Annotated in this window: 15 protein-coding genes; 7 read left to right on the top strand and 8 right to left on the bottom strand. The window is 67.9% G+C overall.

Annotated elements, in window-relative coordinates:
* Positions 1–72: 72 nt before the first annotated feature.
* The gene (locus tag DTA22_RS30045) at positions 73–1,008 is read left to right on the top strand and encodes a patatin-like phospholipase family protein (protein WP_112301846.1); all 936 of its coding nucleotides are present in this window, start codon (positions 73–75) and stop codon (positions 1,006–1,008) included.
* Positions 1,005–2,486, top strand: a complete 1,482-nt coding sequence (locus DTA22_RS30040; protein ID WP_037238634.1) for a flavin-containing monooxygenase — start codon at positions 1,005–1,007, stop codon at positions 2,484–2,486. Before DTA22_RS30045 ends, DTA22_RS30040 begins: the two co-directional genes overlap by 4 nt.
* On the opposite strand, the gene DTA22_RS30035 is transcribed toward DTA22_RS30040, so the two are convergent.
* The 6 genes from DTA22_RS30035 to DTA22_RS30010 form a co-directional block, all read right to left on the bottom strand.
* On the bottom strand, positions 2,467–3,612 hold the full coding sequence (locus DTA22_RS30035; RefSeq protein ID WP_037238631.1) for an acyl-CoA dehydrogenase family protein: 1,146 nt from the start codon (positions 3,610–3,612) through the stop codon (positions 2,467–2,469). The genes DTA22_RS30040 and DTA22_RS30035 overlap by 20 nt on opposite strands.
* A 14-nt stretch (positions 3,613–3,626) precedes the next feature.
* The gene (locus tag DTA22_RS30030; protein WP_112301845.1) at positions 3,627–4,808 is read right to left on the bottom strand and encodes a thiolase family protein; all 1,182 of its coding nucleotides are present in this window, start codon (positions 4,806–4,808) and stop codon (positions 3,627–3,629) included.
* A 75-nt stretch (positions 4,809–4,883) separates the two neighbouring features.
* Positions 4,884–5,153, bottom strand: a complete 270-nt coding sequence (locus DTA22_RS30025) for a WhiB family transcriptional regulator (protein ID WP_281272510.1) — start codon at positions 5,151–5,153, stop codon at positions 4,884–4,886.
* Between the two features lie 382 nt (positions 5,154–5,535).
* Complete coding sequence (locus tag DTA22_RS30020; protein WP_037238623.1) at positions 5,536–7,092, bottom strand: GMC family oxidoreductase; 1,557 nt, start codon at positions 7,090–7,092, stop codon at positions 5,536–5,538.
* On the bottom strand, positions 7,089–8,648 hold the full coding sequence (locus DTA22_RS30015; protein WP_112301844.1) for an APC family permease: 1,560 nt from the start codon (positions 8,646–8,648) through the stop codon (positions 7,089–7,091). The genes DTA22_RS30020 and DTA22_RS30015 overlap by 4 nt, the downstream gene beginning before the upstream one ends.
* Before the next feature lie 27 nt (positions 8,649–8,675).
* The gene (locus tag DTA22_RS30010) at positions 8,676–10,178 is read right to left on the bottom strand and encodes an aldehyde dehydrogenase family protein (RefSeq protein ID WP_112301843.1); all 1,503 of its coding nucleotides are present in this window, start codon (positions 10,176–10,178) and stop codon (positions 8,676–8,678) included.
* Between the two features lie 225 nt (positions 10,179–10,403).
* Between DTA22_RS30010 and DTA22_RS30005 the strand changes: the two genes are divergently transcribed.
* Complete coding sequence (locus DTA22_RS30005; RefSeq protein ID WP_112301842.1) at positions 10,404–11,351, top strand: aldo/keto reductase; 948 nt, start codon at positions 10,404–10,406, stop codon at positions 11,349–11,351.
* A 2-nt stretch (positions 11,352–11,353) separates the two neighbouring features.
* Here DTA22_RS30005 and DTA22_RS30000 read toward each other — a convergent pair whose 3' ends face one another.
* Positions 11,354–12,271: a tyrosine-protein phosphatase gene (locus DTA22_RS30000; RefSeq protein WP_112301841.1), complete on the bottom strand. Its 918-nt coding sequence runs from the start codon at positions 12,269–12,271 to the stop codon at positions 11,354–11,356.
* A 226-nt stretch (positions 12,272–12,497) separates the two neighbouring features.
* Here DTA22_RS30000 and DTA22_RS29995 point away from each other — a divergent pair, with 226 nt between their 5' ends.
* The 4 genes from DTA22_RS29995 to DTA22_RS29980 are packed head-to-tail and all read left to right on the top strand — an operon-like array spanning position 12,498 to position 15,401.
* Positions 12,498–13,274, top strand: coding sequence for an SDR family oxidoreductase (locus DTA22_RS29995; protein WP_112301840.1), 777 nt, complete (start codon positions 12,498–12,500; stop codon positions 13,272–13,274).
* A gap of 32 nt (positions 13,275–13,306) precedes the next feature.
* The gene (locus DTA22_RS29990; RefSeq protein WP_112301919.1) at positions 13,307–14,098 is read left to right on the top strand and encodes an SDR family NAD(P)-dependent oxidoreductase; all 792 of its coding nucleotides are present in this window, start codon (positions 13,307–13,309) and stop codon (positions 14,096–14,098) included.
* Between the two features lie 45 nt (positions 14,099–14,143).
* The gene (locus DTA22_RS29985) at positions 14,144–14,956 is read left to right on the top strand and encodes an SDR family NAD(P)-dependent oxidoreductase (protein ID WP_112301839.1); all 813 of its coding nucleotides are present in this window, start codon (positions 14,144–14,146) and stop codon (positions 14,954–14,956) included.
* A gap of 34 nt (positions 14,957–14,990) precedes the next feature.
* Complete coding sequence (locus DTA22_RS29980; protein WP_112301838.1) at positions 14,991–15,401, top strand: hypothetical protein; 411 nt, start codon at positions 14,991–14,993, stop codon at positions 15,399–15,401.
* Positions 15,402–15,407: 6 nt separating this feature from the next.
* Here DTA22_RS29980 and DTA22_RS29975 read toward each other — a convergent pair whose 3' ends face one another.
* Positions 15,408–16,019, bottom strand: a complete 612-nt coding sequence (locus tag DTA22_RS29975) for a maleylpyruvate isomerase family mycothiol-dependent enzyme (protein ID WP_112301918.1) — start codon at positions 16,017–16,019, stop codon at positions 15,408–15,410.
* Positions 16,020–16,032: the final 13 nt, after the last annotated feature.

The raw sequence follows: 16,032 nt of genomic DNA, 5'->3' as shown, positions 1-16,032 counted from the left end.
TCTTCGAAGCCCCTGCGAGAATATTCCATTTTTCATATACCGCCGGTATCTGGTTTCTGATAGCTTCTAGATATGACTTCGAGTGACATACAACTCAGCCGCGGACTGGTGATCGGTTGCGGCGGCACGCTCGGCGCAGCCTGGACCGTGGCGGCGCTGGTCGCCGTGAGCGACGCGCTGGGCTGGGACCCGCGCGACGCCGACGTACTCGTGGGAACGTCCGCGGGCGCCGAACTCGTCACCATGCTGGGCGGCGGGGCCGGCGTCGACGAACTGCTCGCCATGCAACTCGGTGGGCCCACCCACCCGGCGCTCGACGGGCACCTCGCCGCCGCACCGGGACGGTTCCCGCCGCTCCCCAGGCCGGGCCTCGGTTCGCCCGGCTTGTTGCGCCGCGGACTCCCACCCGTGACCGCCGCGAGCGGACTCCTCCCCCGCGGCCGCGGCGATGCCGCCTGGCTCGACCGGCTCGCACAGCGGTTCGCCTGCGACTCCGGCTGGGTGCGCCACCCGGCGACGTGGCTGGTGAGCATGGACTACGACACGGGAGAGCGCGTCGCGTTCGGCTCACCCGGCGCACCGACCGCCACCCTGCCCGAAGCCCTGCGGGCGTCGTGGGCGATTCCCGGCTGGTATCCCCCGGTCCCCATCGGCGGCCGCCGGCTCGTCGACGGCGGCGCGGTGTCCACGGCATCCGCCGACCTGGTGCTACCCCTCGCACTCGACGAGGTGGTCGTGCTGGCACCGATGGCGTCGACGGGCCGCATCACCGGCCGTGGGGCGGCGCGCATCGAACGCCTGATGTTGCGGAACTGGATGAGTTCCGGACTGGACGCCGAGATCGCGAAGCTGGAGGCGGCAGGCACCCGGGTGATACGGCTCGACGCGACCGCCGAGGACCTCGCCGTCATGGGCCCGAACTTCATGGACGGCCGGCGCCGACTCGCCACACTCGAACATTCCCTCGTCACCACCCGCGCTCAGCTTGCGAACGGAGTACGCGCATGAAGCATTACGACATCCTCATCGTCGGTGCCGGGATCTCCGGCATCGGAGCCGCAATTCGTCTGAAACAGAGCGGAATCGACAACTTCGCCGTCCTCGAGAAGGGGGACGCGCTGGGCGGGACCTGGCGTGACAACACCTACCCGGGCTGCGCGTGCGACGTCCCCTCGGCTCTGTACTCCTACTCGTTCGCACCCAACCGGGAGTGGTCGCGGTTGTTCGCCGGACAGGAGGAGATCCGCCAATACATCGAGCGCACCGCCGCCGAACACGGGGTGCCCGCACACGTGAAGTTCGGCACCGAGATGCAGCGCGCCCAGTGGAGCGAGCAGAGCAGGCGGTGGACGGTGGACACGTCCGCGGGCACGTTCACCGCGAACGCCGTCATCGCCGCGGCCGGACCGTGGAACGAACCGCTCGTTCCCGCCATCCCCGGACTGGACACCTTCACCGGCGAGGTGTTCCATTCCTCCCGCTGGAATCACACCTACGACCTCACCGGCAAACGCGTCGCCGTCGTCGGAACCGGTGCATCCGCTGTGCAATTCGTCCCCGCGATTCAGCCGACGGTCGAGTCGCTGCATCTCTACCAGCGCACCGCGCAGTGGGTGCTACCGAAACCCGATCACACTCTGCCCGGTGTCGAACGCGCGATCCTGCGCCGTGTGCCGGGTGCCATCCGTGCGCTGCGACGCGTCGAGTACGCGATCATGGAATCGCTCGGACTCGGTTTCCGGCATCCGTGGATCCTCCGGATGATCCAGCAGGTCGGCAAGGCGCAACTCCGGGCACAGGTACGGGATCCGAAGCTCCGCAAGGCTTTGACCCCCGACTACACGCTCGGCTGCAAGCGACTGCTGCTGTCCAACACCTACTACCCCGCGCTCACCCGCTCCAACGTCGAGGTGCTCGCCAACGCCGTGCAGTCGGTGCGCGGAAACGTCGTCGTCGGCAGCGACGGCGCCGAACGGGAAGTGGACGCCATCATCTTCGGCACCGGCTTCCACATCCTCGACATGCCGATCGGTTCCAGGGTGTTCGACGGCGAGGGCCGCAGCCTCGACGATCACTGGAAGGGCAGCCCGCAGGCCTATCTCGGCACCACCGTCGCGGGATTCCCCAACGCGTTCGTCCTCCTCGGACCGGCGCTGGGCACCGGCCACACGTCGGCGTTCATGATCCTCGAGGCGCAGCTCGAATACCTGATTCAGGCCGTCACCCAGGCCCGGAACAACGGGTGGACCAGGATGGAACCGCGCCGGGAAGTGCAGGACGCGTTCAACGCTCGAGTCCAGGAGGCCCTGGCCACCACCGTCTACAACGCCGGTGGCTGCCAGAGTTACTTCCTCGACGTCAACGGCCGCAACAGCTTCAACTGGCCGTGGTCGACCGACCGCATGCGGCAGCGACTCGGCCGGTTCGACGAATCGGCGTACGACGTGTCGCGTGAGCCCGCGTCGGCTACAGCGACTTCGCGATGATTCCCTTCATCACCTCGTTGGCGCCCGCGTAGATCTTCTGGACGCGGGCGTCCTCGTACATCCGGGCGATCAGGTACTCGCGCATGTACCCGTACCCGCCGTGCAACTGCACGCACCGGTCGATCACCGCGCACTGCTGCTCGGTGAGCCAGTACTTGACCATCGCCGCCTCGGACGGGTCCAGTTCCCCGCGCAGGTGCGCCTCGATGCAATGGTCCAGGAACACCGCACACGTGCGGGCGATGGTCTGACACTCGGCGAGCTCGAACGCCGTGTTCTGGAACTCGAACAGACTGTGCCCGAACGCCTGCCGCGACTTCGTGTACGCGACGGTGTCCTCCACCGCACGAGTCATCGCCCCGGACGCCTGCGCCCCGATGATCAACCGCTCCTGCACCAATTGCGCCATCAACTGCCCGAAACCCTGCCCCTCCTCGCCGAGCAGATTCGCCACCGGCACTCGCACGTCGGTGAACGACAACTCCGACGTGTCGGCGCCGTGCTGACCGACCTTGTCCAGCACGCGCCCGACGGCGAACCCGGGACAGTCCCGCAGATCGACGATCAGCAGCGCCACCCCCTTTGCGCCGGCCTTCGGGTCGGTCTTGACCGCCAGCACGATCAGGTCGGCGGACGCGCCGTTGGTGATGAACGTCTTCGACCCGTTGACGATGTAGTCGTCGCCGTCGCGGATGGCGGTGGTCTTGATCGCCTTGAGGTCCGAGCCGGCGCCGGGCTCGGTCATGCCGATGGCACCGAGGATCTCCCCGGTCGCCATCCCCGGCAGCCAGGTCTTCTTCTGTTCCTCGGTGCCGTACTCGTTGAGGTAGTGCGCGACGATGCCGGAATGCACGGAGATGCCGAGCGCGAGGTCACCGGCGTAGCCCTGGGCCTCGAAGACGGCGAGGTCGTGGGCGAACGTGCCCCCGCCGCCGCCGTACTCCTCCGGGATCGAGCAGCACAGCAACCCGAGCTTGCCTGCCTCGAGCCACACCTGACGGTCGATGCGGTGCTGGGCGTCCCACTTCTCGTTGTGCGCGACCACCTCGCGTTCGAAGAACCCGACCGCGAGCTCGGACAGGGCCTTCACCTCGTCGTCGTGCCAGGACGGTGTGTGCTTCTTCATCGTCTGCCCTGTTTCTAGATGCGCCGGAAGAGCGCGGCGAGGGCCTGTCCGCCGCCGATGCACATGGTGACGATGCCGAGTTCGAGGTCGCGGCGCACCAGGTCCTTCGCCACGCGCAGGCTCAGGATCGCGCCGGTCGCCCCGACCGGGTGACCCAGAGCGATCGCACCGCCGTACGGGTTGGTCTTCTCCGGGTTCAGCTTCGCGTCCCGGATCACCGCGACCGCCTGCGATGCGAACGCCTCGTTCAGCTCGATCACGTCGATGTCGCCGGGGGTGGTGCCGGTCTGCTCGAACAGGTTCGCCAGCGCCAGCACGGGGGCGTACCCCATCAGGGCCGGGTCCATCGCCGCGGTCGCGACGGCCTCGAGCGTCACCAGCCCGGTCAGACCCTTCTCCTGCGCCGCGGACGCCGTGGCCAGCACCAGCGCCGCGGCGCCGTCGTTGATACCGGACGCGTTGCCCGCGGTCACCGAGCCGCCCTCCTCGAACGCCGGCCGCAGCTTCGCGAGGGTCTCGAGGGTGGTGTCGGGCTTGGGGTGCTCGTCGACCTCGATCGTCTTCGGGCGGCGGCCCCCGATCTGCACCGGGGTGATCTCCTCGGCGAACGCGGCCCGCGCCGCCTCCGAGGCGGCGCGGCGCTGGGATTCGACGGCGAACTCGTCCTGCTGCTGCCGGCTCACGTCGTACTTGCGGGCGACGGCCTCGGCGGTGCGGCCCATGTGCACGCCACCGAACGGGTCGGTCAGGATCGCGACCGTGCCGTCCACGAGTGTGCGGTCACCGAGCTTGTAGCCCGAGCGGGCGGAGAAGTCGTAGAACGGCATCCGCGACATGCTCTCGTCGCCGCCGGCGAGGGCGAAGTCCACCCCACCCCAGCGCATCTGCTGCGCCGCCGACCAGACCGCCTGCAGCCCGGACCCGCACAGCCGGTTGACGGTGTACGCCGGCGTCTTCTCCGGAAGTCCCGCGGCCAGGGCGACGCGGCGGGCGTTGTAGGCGTCCGGCCCGACCTGACCGATGCAGCCCATCACCACCTCGTCGATGTCCTCACCCGGCACCCCGGCACGGTCGAGCGCGGCCTTCGCGGCGGTGGCACCCAGTTCGTGGGCGGGCACGTCCTTGAACGCACCACCGAAGCTGCCGATCGGGGTCCTCGCGCCGTCGACTACCACGATCGGTTCAGGAGAATTCATGACGTGCCCTTCCGTCTCTCTACCAGTATTGGGGAGATAGTAGGACTTCAAAGTACCCAGCGGTTCACGCAGGGCCTAGATGCGGACCGTCACATCCGCGGTGCGGCCGGCCACAGGTCGCAGATGCGGGGACCCGAGCGATCGACGCTCACCGCGGCGGAGTCGCTGGGTGTGCTTTCGGCGGTCCGCTTCCGTCATGCCACCCCAGACTCCGTAGGGTTCACCCGCGCCGAGCGCGTGATCGCGACATTGCACGAGCACGGGGCAGGATTGGCAAATCTGCCGGGCCTGCGCTTCGCGCCGGTCACGGGCGTGGCCGCGCTCATTGTCAGGCGAGAAGAACACCGCCAGGTCGGTACCCCGGCACGCGGCACGCGCCTGCCAGCCAGTGGAATCACCGTCGGCATGTAGCTGTATTCCCGCTGACTCCGAAGGGCCTCGTCCGGATACTGCAGTGGTGTCGGTCGGCACGAGAGTCCCTTTCACTACGTCGGCGGCAGACGAAATAGTCAGCACGCGGACGGTGTTCCGCGCTTTACCGCCGACGCCGCCCGGTCGTCACTTCAGCCTTCTCGACGAGCTGGTCAGAGAACACAGACATTCGCCTAGTCACACCTAGACACGAGCTAGCCGTTCGTGGCGAAATGATTCGTGACGCGACCCGTTGGACCGATCACCCCGTGCGTACCGTCCTCGAACCACGCGGCCTCACGAGGGGCCTGCAATTTCAGGTCCCGCGGATCAGATCGGCGCACTTCTCGGCCATCGTCATGACCGTGATGTTGGGATTGACGTAGGGCAGTTTCGGCATGGCGGACGCATCCACCACCCGCAGATTGCGGACGCCCTTCACCCGCAGTTCCGGATCGAGGACGGCCATCGGGTCGGTGGCCGCACCCATCCTGGCGGTCCCGGCGGGGTGGTACACCGTGTTGTGCGTCCGGTGCGCGTAGTCGACCAGTTCGTCGTCGGTGACCGCCTCCGGCCCAGGGGCCAGTTCCCTCGTGATCCAGCCGCGGAGAGGCTCCTGCTCGGCGATGCGGCGCGCCAGCCGGATCCCGGCGACCATCACGGCCTCGTCGTGACCGTCCGGGTCGGTGAAATACCGGGGATCCACTCTGGGACGATCCCGGAAGTCGCGGGAGCGGAGTCGCACCGTTCCGCGGGAGAGTCCCTGCGTGACGTTCGGGGTGAGGCAGAAACCGTTGTCCGTGGTGGGGTATCCCCACCGGAGGGTGTTCATGTCGAACGGCACGCTGCCGTAGTGCATCATCAGGTCCGGGTGGTTCAGCCCCTCCTCGGTGGTGGCGAACAGTCCGATCTCCCACCACTGCGTGGACGTCTCGACCATCGGCCGGGACGCATCCCAGAACACCAGCCCCTCGACGTGATCGTCGAGGTTCTGCCCGACGCCGGGAGCGTCGACCCGAACCTGCACACCCATCTCGCGCAGGTGCACCGTCGGCCCGATACCCGAGAGCATCAACAGCTTCGGCGTGTCGATGGCCCCGGCCGTGACGATCACCTCGCGGCGCGCGGAGACGGTGTCGTACCCGGTGAGATCGGGGCGCTGGTACCGCACGCCGGTGGCCGTCAGCGCATCGTCGATGACGATCTCGCTGACCCAGCAGTCGGTGCGCACGTCGAGATTGGGGCGGGACCCGAGAATCGGATGCAGATAGGCGTGCGACGTCGACATGCGCGTGCCGTCCTCGGACGCGTTGATCTGGAACCACCCCGCCCCGTCGAGCACTGTCGTGCCCCGGTTGAACTGCACGGTGGGCAACCCGACCTTCGCCGCGGCCTCGAGCAGGGCGACGCCGCAGGGGTCGTGCGGCGGGACGTCGCGCAACCGCACCGGACCGCTGCGGCCGTGCTGCTCGCCGGGGGCGTCGTTGTTCTCGACCCGCGCCACGAGCGGCAAGACGTCCTTCGCGGCCCAGCCGGTGGCGCCGGCCGCCGCCCAGTCGTCGAGTGTCTCGACAGGTGGCCAGAACGCGATGCACGAGTTGTGGGAGGAGCATCCGCCGAGCACCTTGGCGCGGGCGTGACGCATGAAGCTGTTGCCCTTCTCCTGCGGCTCCACCGGGTAGTCCCAGTCGTATCCGGAGTCCAGCAAGTGCATCCACTGCGACAGCTCGAGGACGTTGCGGTCATCGACGTCGGACGGCCCGGCTTCCACGAGGCAGACGGTCACCGAAGGGTCCTCGCTGAGCCGCGCGGCGAGCACACATCCGGCCGTTCCGCCGCCGGCGATCACATAGTCGAACACGGTGTCCGTCACGGCAGTTCACTCTCCGCCTCGTCCTTCGACGACGCCGCATGCGAGGCGAGGCATCCGATGTGGTTGCGGCCCTTCACCGCATACCAGAGGAGGCCGAGCCCGAGAATGATGCCGATGTAGACGAACGCACCCCACGTGTTGTACCAGGGAGTGCCGTACACCTCGGGGCGCGGCCACGCCAGATTGAGCGCCATCCCCACTCCCCACAGCACGGCGAAGATGTTCACCGGAAGCCCCCACCGGCCCATCGTGAAATAGCCGCTCTCCGCGAGTTCCTTCGGCGGCCAGTGCCCCTGCAGTCGCTTCTTCAGCAGCGGACCGGTGACCATGAGGTACGCCAGGTAGATCATGATGATCGCGATCGACGTCAGCACCGTGAAGATCTGGGGCTGGCCGATGTTGATCACGAGGATGAACGCCGCGAGCACACCGATCACGATGGCGGGGACCACGGGCGTCTGATGCTTCGGGTTGACGTGGGCCAGACGCTCCCCGAAGGGCAGCGCGTTGTCGCGGGCCATCGCGAACGTGAGCCGGATGGCCGCGGCGTGCACGGCGAGGGAGCACACCGTGACCGCGACGACGATGCAGACCAGGAAGACCTTCCCGAGCGGTCCCCACATCACCTGCTCGACGATGTACTGCAGGCCGCCCTCACTGCTGCCGATCAGCGGATCCTCGAGGTCGGGGGCCGACATGACGGCGAACACCAGGATCGCCCCGCCGATCACGAACGAGGCGAGGATCGCCCGCAGGATCGCCTTGGGCGCCGTCCGTCGTGGGTCGACGGTCTCCTCGCCGAGCGAACTCGCGGTGTCGAATCCGTACATCACGTACCCGGACGCGAGTGACGCCACGAGGAAGACGGTCAGGTAGCCGCCGCTCTCCCCGGCGCCGTAACCGTGGGTGGAGAAGAACACGTCCGGACCGCGAGTGATGTTGGCAGCGAGGATGATGGCGATGAGGACGGCCGCGATCAGTTCGACGAACACACCCGAACTGTTGATGAGAGCCATCAGTTTGACGCCGAACGCGTTGACCGCAGTGGTGAACGCGATCATGACGGTGCCGAGAATGACGGCATTCGTGGCGAAGTCGTACTCACCGCTGCCGTCACCGACGATCTGGAACCCGCTCCACAGCCTCGGCAGGTTGAGTTGCAGCGCGAGCACGACGGCGGAGAGGGTCACGATCGACGCGGTGAGCATCAGCCAGCCCGACGACCAACCCACGATCCTGCTGCCGAGCAGCTTGGCCCAGTTGTAGACCGAGCCGGCCACGGGGTACTTGGCGGCGAGTTCCATGAAACACAGGGCGACCGCCATCTGCCCGACGAACACCATCGGCCAGGACCACAGATACGCCGGCCCCGCGGTGCCGAACCCGAAGTAGAACAACTGGAACGTGCCGGTGAGAATCGAGATGTAGCTGACTCCCGCCGCGAAACTGGCGAATTTGCCGAGGCTGCGGTCCAATTCCTGTTTGTACCCCAGTTCGCCGAGTCCACTGTCCCCCGGCGCACCTCCGTCACCCACTGCTCCGTGCCGAGTAGCCATGGTTCTCTCGCCTCTCCGTGCGCCGACCTAGCCGTTGTCGAACCACCCCGCCGCCGTGGGCGAGGTGTTGTGCCAGATATGTTTGGTCTCCTGGTATTCCGCCAGACCGGTGGGGCCGAGTTCGCGCCCGTTCCCCGACATCTTGAAGCCGCCCCACTCGGCGGCCGCGGTGTAGTAGCCGAAGTCGTTGAGCCACACCGTGCCGTGACGCAGACCCCGCACCATCCGCTCACCCCGCGCGCTGTCGGCGGTCCGGACGCCCGCGGCGAGGCCGTACTCGGTGTCGTTGCCCAGTCGCAGCGCCTCCTCCTCCGTGGTGAAACGCTCGACGGTGAGGATCGGTCCGAACGTCTCCTCCTGCACGAGCCGCATGGTGCGGTCGCAGTGGTCGAAGATGGTGGGCAGGTAGTAGCTCCCGTCCGCCAACGCGGGATCGGAGGGGCGGGCTCCCCCGGTCACCAACCGGGCACCCTCGGAGAGGCCGAGCGCCACGTACCTTTCGACCTTCTCCCGGTGGGCCTCCGATACCAGCGGGCCGGTTCGGCTCGCCGGATCGAGACCGTTGCCCATCCGGATCTTTTCCGCCCGTGCGGCGAGCGCGGCGACGAACCGGTCGGCGATGGACTCCTCGATGATCAGGCGGGTTCCCGCCGAACACACCTGACCGGAATGCAGGAACACTCCCGTGAGCACCTGGTCCACCGAGTCGTCTCCGTCCGCGTCCGCGAAGACGATGTGCGGATTCTTGCCACCGAGTTCCACTGCCACCTTGGTGACGTTCTTCGCCGCGGTCTCGAGGATGACGCGCCCGGTGGCCAGCCCGCCGGTGAACGAGATGAAGTCGACGTCGGGGGTGCCCGTGAGTGCGGCACCCAGGACCGCGCCGCTGCCCTGCACGAGGTTCACCACCCCCGCGGGGACACCTGCCTCGGCGATCAGCGCGGTGAACGCGATGGTGCTGAGCGGGGTCACCTCGCTCGGTTTGAGAACCATGGTGCATCCGGCGGCCAGCGCGGGCGCCACCTTCCACGAGATCTGCAGCAGCGGGTAGTTCCACGGCGCGATGAGCACGCACACGCCGATCGGCTCGCGCACCACCCGGCTGATCACCTCGGGCCGACCGACATCGACAAGATTGTCGGCTTCGACCGCGGCGAGTTGCGCGTAGTACCGGAACACCGACACCACGTCGTCGATGTCGATCCTGCTCTCCTCCAGAGTCTTTCCGGTGTCGAGCGTCTCGATGCGTGCGAGGGTCTCCTTGTCGCGCTCGAGGAGATCGGCGATCCTCGCGACCAACGCCGTGCGCTCGGCGACGGGTGTGCGGGGCCAGGTTCCCTCGTCGAAGGCCGTGCGGGCCGCGGCGACTGCGCGGGTCGCGTCCTCCGGGGAGGCCTCGTCGACGGTGGCGACCACCGAACCGTCGGCCGGATTGATGCAGTCCCGGGTCTCCCCGGAGCTGGAGCGGATCCACTGCCCGTCGACGAACAGGCCCGTGTTCAAGAGGTCATCGATCGACTGGTCCTGCATCACTCAACTCCGTGTCTCGCCGGAACGAACGCACCCCCTTTACGGTATGCCGTCGGAGTCGCGGTGGGCGGGGATCGCGCACACATGTCCGATTCGCGGCGGTATCCGTCGCCGAGGAGACTGTGTCCGGTAGCCGGACGCGCGTGCGCCTAGCGGCTGCGATAGCGTCGTCAGGCGAACTCTTCGCACATTCCCGGACAGGACACACCTAGAAACGGAGCACCCGTGGTCGCGATCGGCAACTCGGATCTGGACATCTTTCCCCTGGCCCTCGGTGGTAACACCTTCGGCTGGACCAGTGACGAACCGACGTCGTTCGAGATCCTCGACGCCTTCGCCGCAGGCGGCGGCAACTTCGTCGACACGGCGGACTCGTACTCCGCGTTCGCCGAGGGCAACTCCGGCGGCGAGTCCGAGACCGTCCTCGGCAACTGGATGGCGTCCCGCGGCAACCGCGACCACATGGTGATCGCCACCAAGGTCAGCCAGCACCCGGAGTTCAAGGGCCTGGCGCCCGCCAACGTCCGCGCGGCGGCGGAGGCATCCCTGAAGCGGCTGCAGACCGACCACATCGACGTCTACTACGCCCACTTCGACGACGCCGACACACCCCTCGTCGACACCCTCGGCGCGTTCGACGAACTGGTCCGCGACGGGCTCGTCCGCCACGTCGCCATCTCCAACTACTCACCCGAGCGCATCCGCGAGTGGCTGTCCCTGACGGCCGAGAACGGCTTCGCGGCCCCGATCGCGCTGCAGCCCCACTACAACCTGGTGCACCGCCACGACTACGAGCCCGAGGTGGCCGCGATCGCCACCGAGAACGGCCTGGGCGTCTTCCCTTACTACTCGCTCGCCGCCGGCTTCCTGGCGGGCAAGTACCGCACCCAGGCCGACCTGGACGGTCAGCCCCGCCAGCGGATGGCGACCCGCTACTTCTCCGAGACCGGCCTCGCCGTCGTCGACGCCCTGGCCGAGATCGCCGAGACACACTCGGCGGAGATCTCCACCATCGCGCTGGCGTGGCTCCTCACCCGGCCCGGCATCACCGCGCCGATCGCGAGCGCGAGCCGCCTCGAACAACTTCCCGCCCTGCTCGACGCCCCCACCGTGACCCTGACCGCATCCGAGATCAGCCGGCTCACGACTCTCTCGGACGCGATCGGCGCCTGACCTCAGCTCAGCAGCTTGCCCCGGAGCCGGTCGACGGTCGCCGCGCTCAGACCGAGCCCCTCGGTGAGATAGCGGTCGACCGTGCCGTACTGCTCGGTGAGCCGGCCGAGCCCGGCCTCGAGGTAGCTCCGGTCGACGCCGAGCAGCGGCTGGTAGATCTGCGCGACCGCCTCGCCGCGGCTGGCGGCGATCTGGTCGTACGTGACCTTCATCGACGCGGCGGTGTACTCGTTGGTGAGCAGATAGTCGTCGAAGATGGTGTCCTGCGGGACGCCCGCGATGGAGAGCAGCAGCGCGGACGCCCAGCCGGTGCGGTCCTTGCCCGCCGTGCAGTGGAAGACCTGCGGTCCGTCGGTGTCGGCCAATGACGTCAGGAGCTGCGCGAACCCGGCCCGGGTCGCCGCGTCGTCGACGAAGCTGCGGTTCATCTGCTGCATGAACGCGACTGCGTCGGCGGGCGACTTCAATTGCGCGACTGCGGCACCCAGGTCTCCCGACAGGATGGGGATGCCGAGGTACCGCGGCCCCGCCGGGAGCCGGTCGGGCTTCGCCGCCACCTCTTCGACGGTCCGCACGTCGTATACCGCGGTCAGTCCGAGCCCGGTCAGGACGGCGAGATCCTGATCGTTCGGAACCAGCGCGTTCGAACGGTAGAACAGCCCCCTCGTGACGTGTCCGCCGCGGGCCGTGGCGTACCCCCGGCCCGATCCCCCGACGTCGCGGAAGTTGTCGACCGACGCCAGTCGCGGTGTCTCGACGACCGGGCCCGCGCTCCCGAAGTCGGACGAACCGAATCCCGGAAGACTGATTCCGGGCAGCGACAGTGGGTCCGCCGAAGCGAGCGCAGGCGTGCCGAAACCCGCGAACAGGACGCTGCCGGTGATCAGCACCGCGGCGGTGGAGGTGACGCGTCGAGACATAGGGGAAGCCTTTCGATGGGCTGTCGGGGAGATCCGCTCGTCCGGCATGTCCGGAACGTCAGCGGGTAACCCACATCACAGTGGTCGGACGTTTCCCGTGGCTACGAGTTGTTCCGATCACCGGGAGAACCCGTTTCCCGCCGGCGGCGCCCACAGCAGACTCGGGCCGTCGGCAGCCGACGTGCCCGACGAACGTGACTCTTTGACGACGAGGATGTGAGCTGAGATGACCGAGACCGCACAGCAACTGGCGGGAAAGGTTGTGATCGTGACCGGGGCGGCGCGGGGGCTCGGCGCAGCCTTCGCCCAGCGCATCGTCGAAGAGGGCGGCAGCGTCGTGGTCGGCGACGTTCTCGACGACGACGGCCGCGCGACCGTCGACAAGCTCGGCGACCGGGCGCGGTACAGCCACCTCGACGTCACCGACCCGCAGCAGTGGCAGGCCGCGGTCGACATGGCGACGAGCGAATTCGGACGCGTCGACGGCCTCGTCAACAACGCCGGCATCTCCACCGGCCAATACATCGAGCACGAACCGCTCGAGCACTTCCGGACGGTCCTCGACATCAACCTGACCGGCGTCTTCAACGGCCTGCAGGCCGTGATCGGCCCGATGCGCGCCGCCGGCGGCGGATCGATCGTCAACATCTCCTCGGCCGCCGGGCTGATGGGACTCGCGCTCACCGCCGGCTACGGCGCGTCCAAGTGGGGCGTACGCGGGCTCACGAAGATCGCCGCCGTGGAACTGGGCACCGACCGGATCCGCGTCAATTCCGTCCACCCCGGGATGACGTACACCCCGATGACCGCGGGCCTCGGGATCCAGCAGGGCGAGGGCAACTACCCGAACACCCCCATGGCCCGGGTCGGGGTGCCCGAGGAGATCGCCGGTGCCGTCGGGTTCCTGCTGTCGGATGCGTCCACGTACGTCACCGGAGCGGAACTGGCCGTCGACGGCGGATGGACCGCCGGGCCGACCGTCAAATACGTCATGGGCCAATGAGATCGAATTCGGAAACACACGAGGAGCACACGATGAATCGATTCGACAACCGGCGGATCCTGGTGACCGGAGCCGCGTCGGGTATCGGACAGGCCACCGCCCTCCGACTGCTGGAGGAAGGCGGCACCGTCGTGGCCGCCGACGTGTCCGAGGACGGCCTCGCGCGGACGGCGGAACTGGCCGAAGAGGCAGGCACGGCGGGACGCCTCAGCGTCGCCGCAATCGACATCGGCGACGAGAAGTCCGTCATCGACGGTGTGAGCCGCAGCGTCGAGAAACTCGGCGGACTGGACGTACTCGTGAACGCCGCGGGCATCCTCCGCGCCTCACACACCCACGAGACGCCGCTGGACCTCTGGAATCAGGTGATCGGAATCAACCTCACCGGCACGTTCCTCATGATCCGCGAATGCCTACCCGCGCTGCTACGCAACGAACGCAGCGTGGTTGTGAACTTCAGTTCCACGTCCGCCGCATTCGCCCACCCCTACATGGCCGCGTACGCCGCGAGTAAGGGCGGCATCCAGTCGTTCACCCACGCGCTGGCTCTCGAATACGGCAAGCAGGGTCTGCGCGCCGTCGGTGTCGCCCCCGGCAGCATCAAGACCGGCATCACCGACGCCACATCCGGATACGTTCCGTCCGATGCCGATTGGAGCCTGTTCGCCAAACTCTCACCCATCCTGCCCACCACCCTGGAATCCGGTGGCGCGGCCATGGGCGGACCCGAGCAGGTCGCCGGAGTCGTCGCCATGCTCGCCTCCGACGACGGCGCGTTCGTCACCGGAACCGAGATCCGCATCGACGGCGGAACACACGCCTGACCGGTGAACCCTTGCGCCTGCGACGGCGGCACGTAGGTTGGACACATGAGTCTGCCCACCCCTGCCGCCGATCGCACCGCGCTCGTCACCGGAGCGTCGTCCGGGATCGGCGCGGCCCTCAGCCGTGAACTCAGCCGCCGCGGTCACCAGGTGGTGCTCGTCGCCCGCCGGGCCGAGAAGTTGGAGGAACTGGCCACCGAGCTACGGGCCGCAGGTGGTCGGGCGCATGTGCTGGGTGCCGATCTCTCCGACCGCTCGGCCCGCGCGACACTGCTCGACCGGGTGGGCGACCTCGGACTCACCCTCGACATCCTCGTCAACAACGCCGGCCTGTCCACGCTCGGCCCCGTGGCCGCGTCCGATCCGGACGCCGAGATGAACATGATCGAGGTCGACGTCATGGCCGTCGCCGACCTCTGCAGCCGCGCCCTGCCCGGCATGGTGCAACGGCGCCGGGGAGCCGTCCTCAACGTCGCGTCCACGGCCGCGTTCCAGCCGCTGCCCGGACAAGCCGCCTACGCCGCAGGCAAGGCCTTCGTCCTCTCCTACACCGAGAGCCTCACCGGCGAGCTGAAAGGCACCGGCGTCACGGCGACCGCCCTCTGCCCCGGACCCGTCGACACCGGATTCGGCGAGACAGCCGGCTTCGCGAAGGAAGACGCCGAAGCCGCACTGCCCAGCTTCATGTGGGAAAGCCCCGAATCCGTGGCCAGGACCGGAATCGACGGCCTCGACAAGGGGCACATGATCGCCATCCCCGGCCTCGCGAATCGCGCCGCCTCCGTGTTCGCCCACCTCGCGCCGAACAAACTCCTCGTCCCCGTCCTGGCCAGCCGCCATCCCGGTTTGCGGACGTAAGTAACGGCCACCGGTTTACTGTGGCCTGGTGGAGATGACTACCGCTACTCGCCGATTCGCACAGATCACCGCGACCGTGGCCGTCGCCGCCGCCCCCCTTCTCGGGAGCGCCGGTGTGGCCGCCGCCGACGAATGGCCGCCGGTACCCACCGAGCCCAGCCCGGTCGCGCCGTTCGACAACCAGAACTTCCTCACCCCCACCGATCTCGACTATTGGAATCCGTTCGTCAGCGCAAATCGGCTCACCTCGCCGTTCGGAACCGCCAACCGCATCGTCTGCACCGGATTCCACGGCGTGCTGCTCGACTGCTGGCAAGCAGATCAGAACGGGCAACCACACAAACTCGTCAAGTTGTCCATGGACTTCCCCGGATCCCTCGGCGCCACCCTCCCCGGCGGAGGCCCCGGACACTTCGTCTACCCAGGCTTCATTCCGGGTATCTGAACCGGACTACAAAGGTTCGCCCTCGACCCGTCCTGCGGGCAGCGTGCGGCCGCAGATCATCAGTGCGAGATCCTCGCCCGTTCCCCGTAATTCGGCGCCCGACCCGTACGACCACTCGAGGTCCGTGGCCCGCAGGCCGCGTCCCTCGATGTCGATGCCGAAATTCGAGTGCCCACCGCCCGCCGTGAGATCGTTGAGAACGACGCGCATCGTCTCCTCCGGCACTCGTCCCGACACGCCGAGCGGCACGGTGGCGTCGAGACCGTGGATCACCACATGGTTGAGCGCGCCGTGATAGCCGCCGCCCGGCGGAGTCCACCGGCGCATGATGTCCGAGCGCAGGTTGGCGACGAGTTCCGCCGGCGCCAATTCGGCGTCGCTACGGGCGATCTCGTTGGAGAGCCGGGTGAAATCGAACTCGCACTCACGCAGGCGCGCCATGAATTGCTCTTCGGAGTATCGCGCCGCCATGGTGAGATGCGCGACCACTTCTCGAATCCGCCAGCCCTCGCACAGCGACGGCGTGTCCCATTCCGCATCCGAGATTCCGTCGAGCAGATCGGCCAGTGCCGAGAACTCGTTAGCAACCGCCCGCTGCAGATCGCCGTCACCGGTCATCGCACCCAGCCCC

It is taken from the genome of Rhodococcus wratislaviensis, from assembly GCF_900455735.1.
Lineage (GTDB): Bacteria > Actinomycetota > Actinomycetes > Mycobacteriales > Mycobacteriaceae > Rhodococcus_F > Rhodococcus_F wratislaviensis.
The sequence above is the reverse complement of the archived record's forward strand: the minus strand, read 5'-3'. Positions and strand labels throughout refer to the sequence as shown.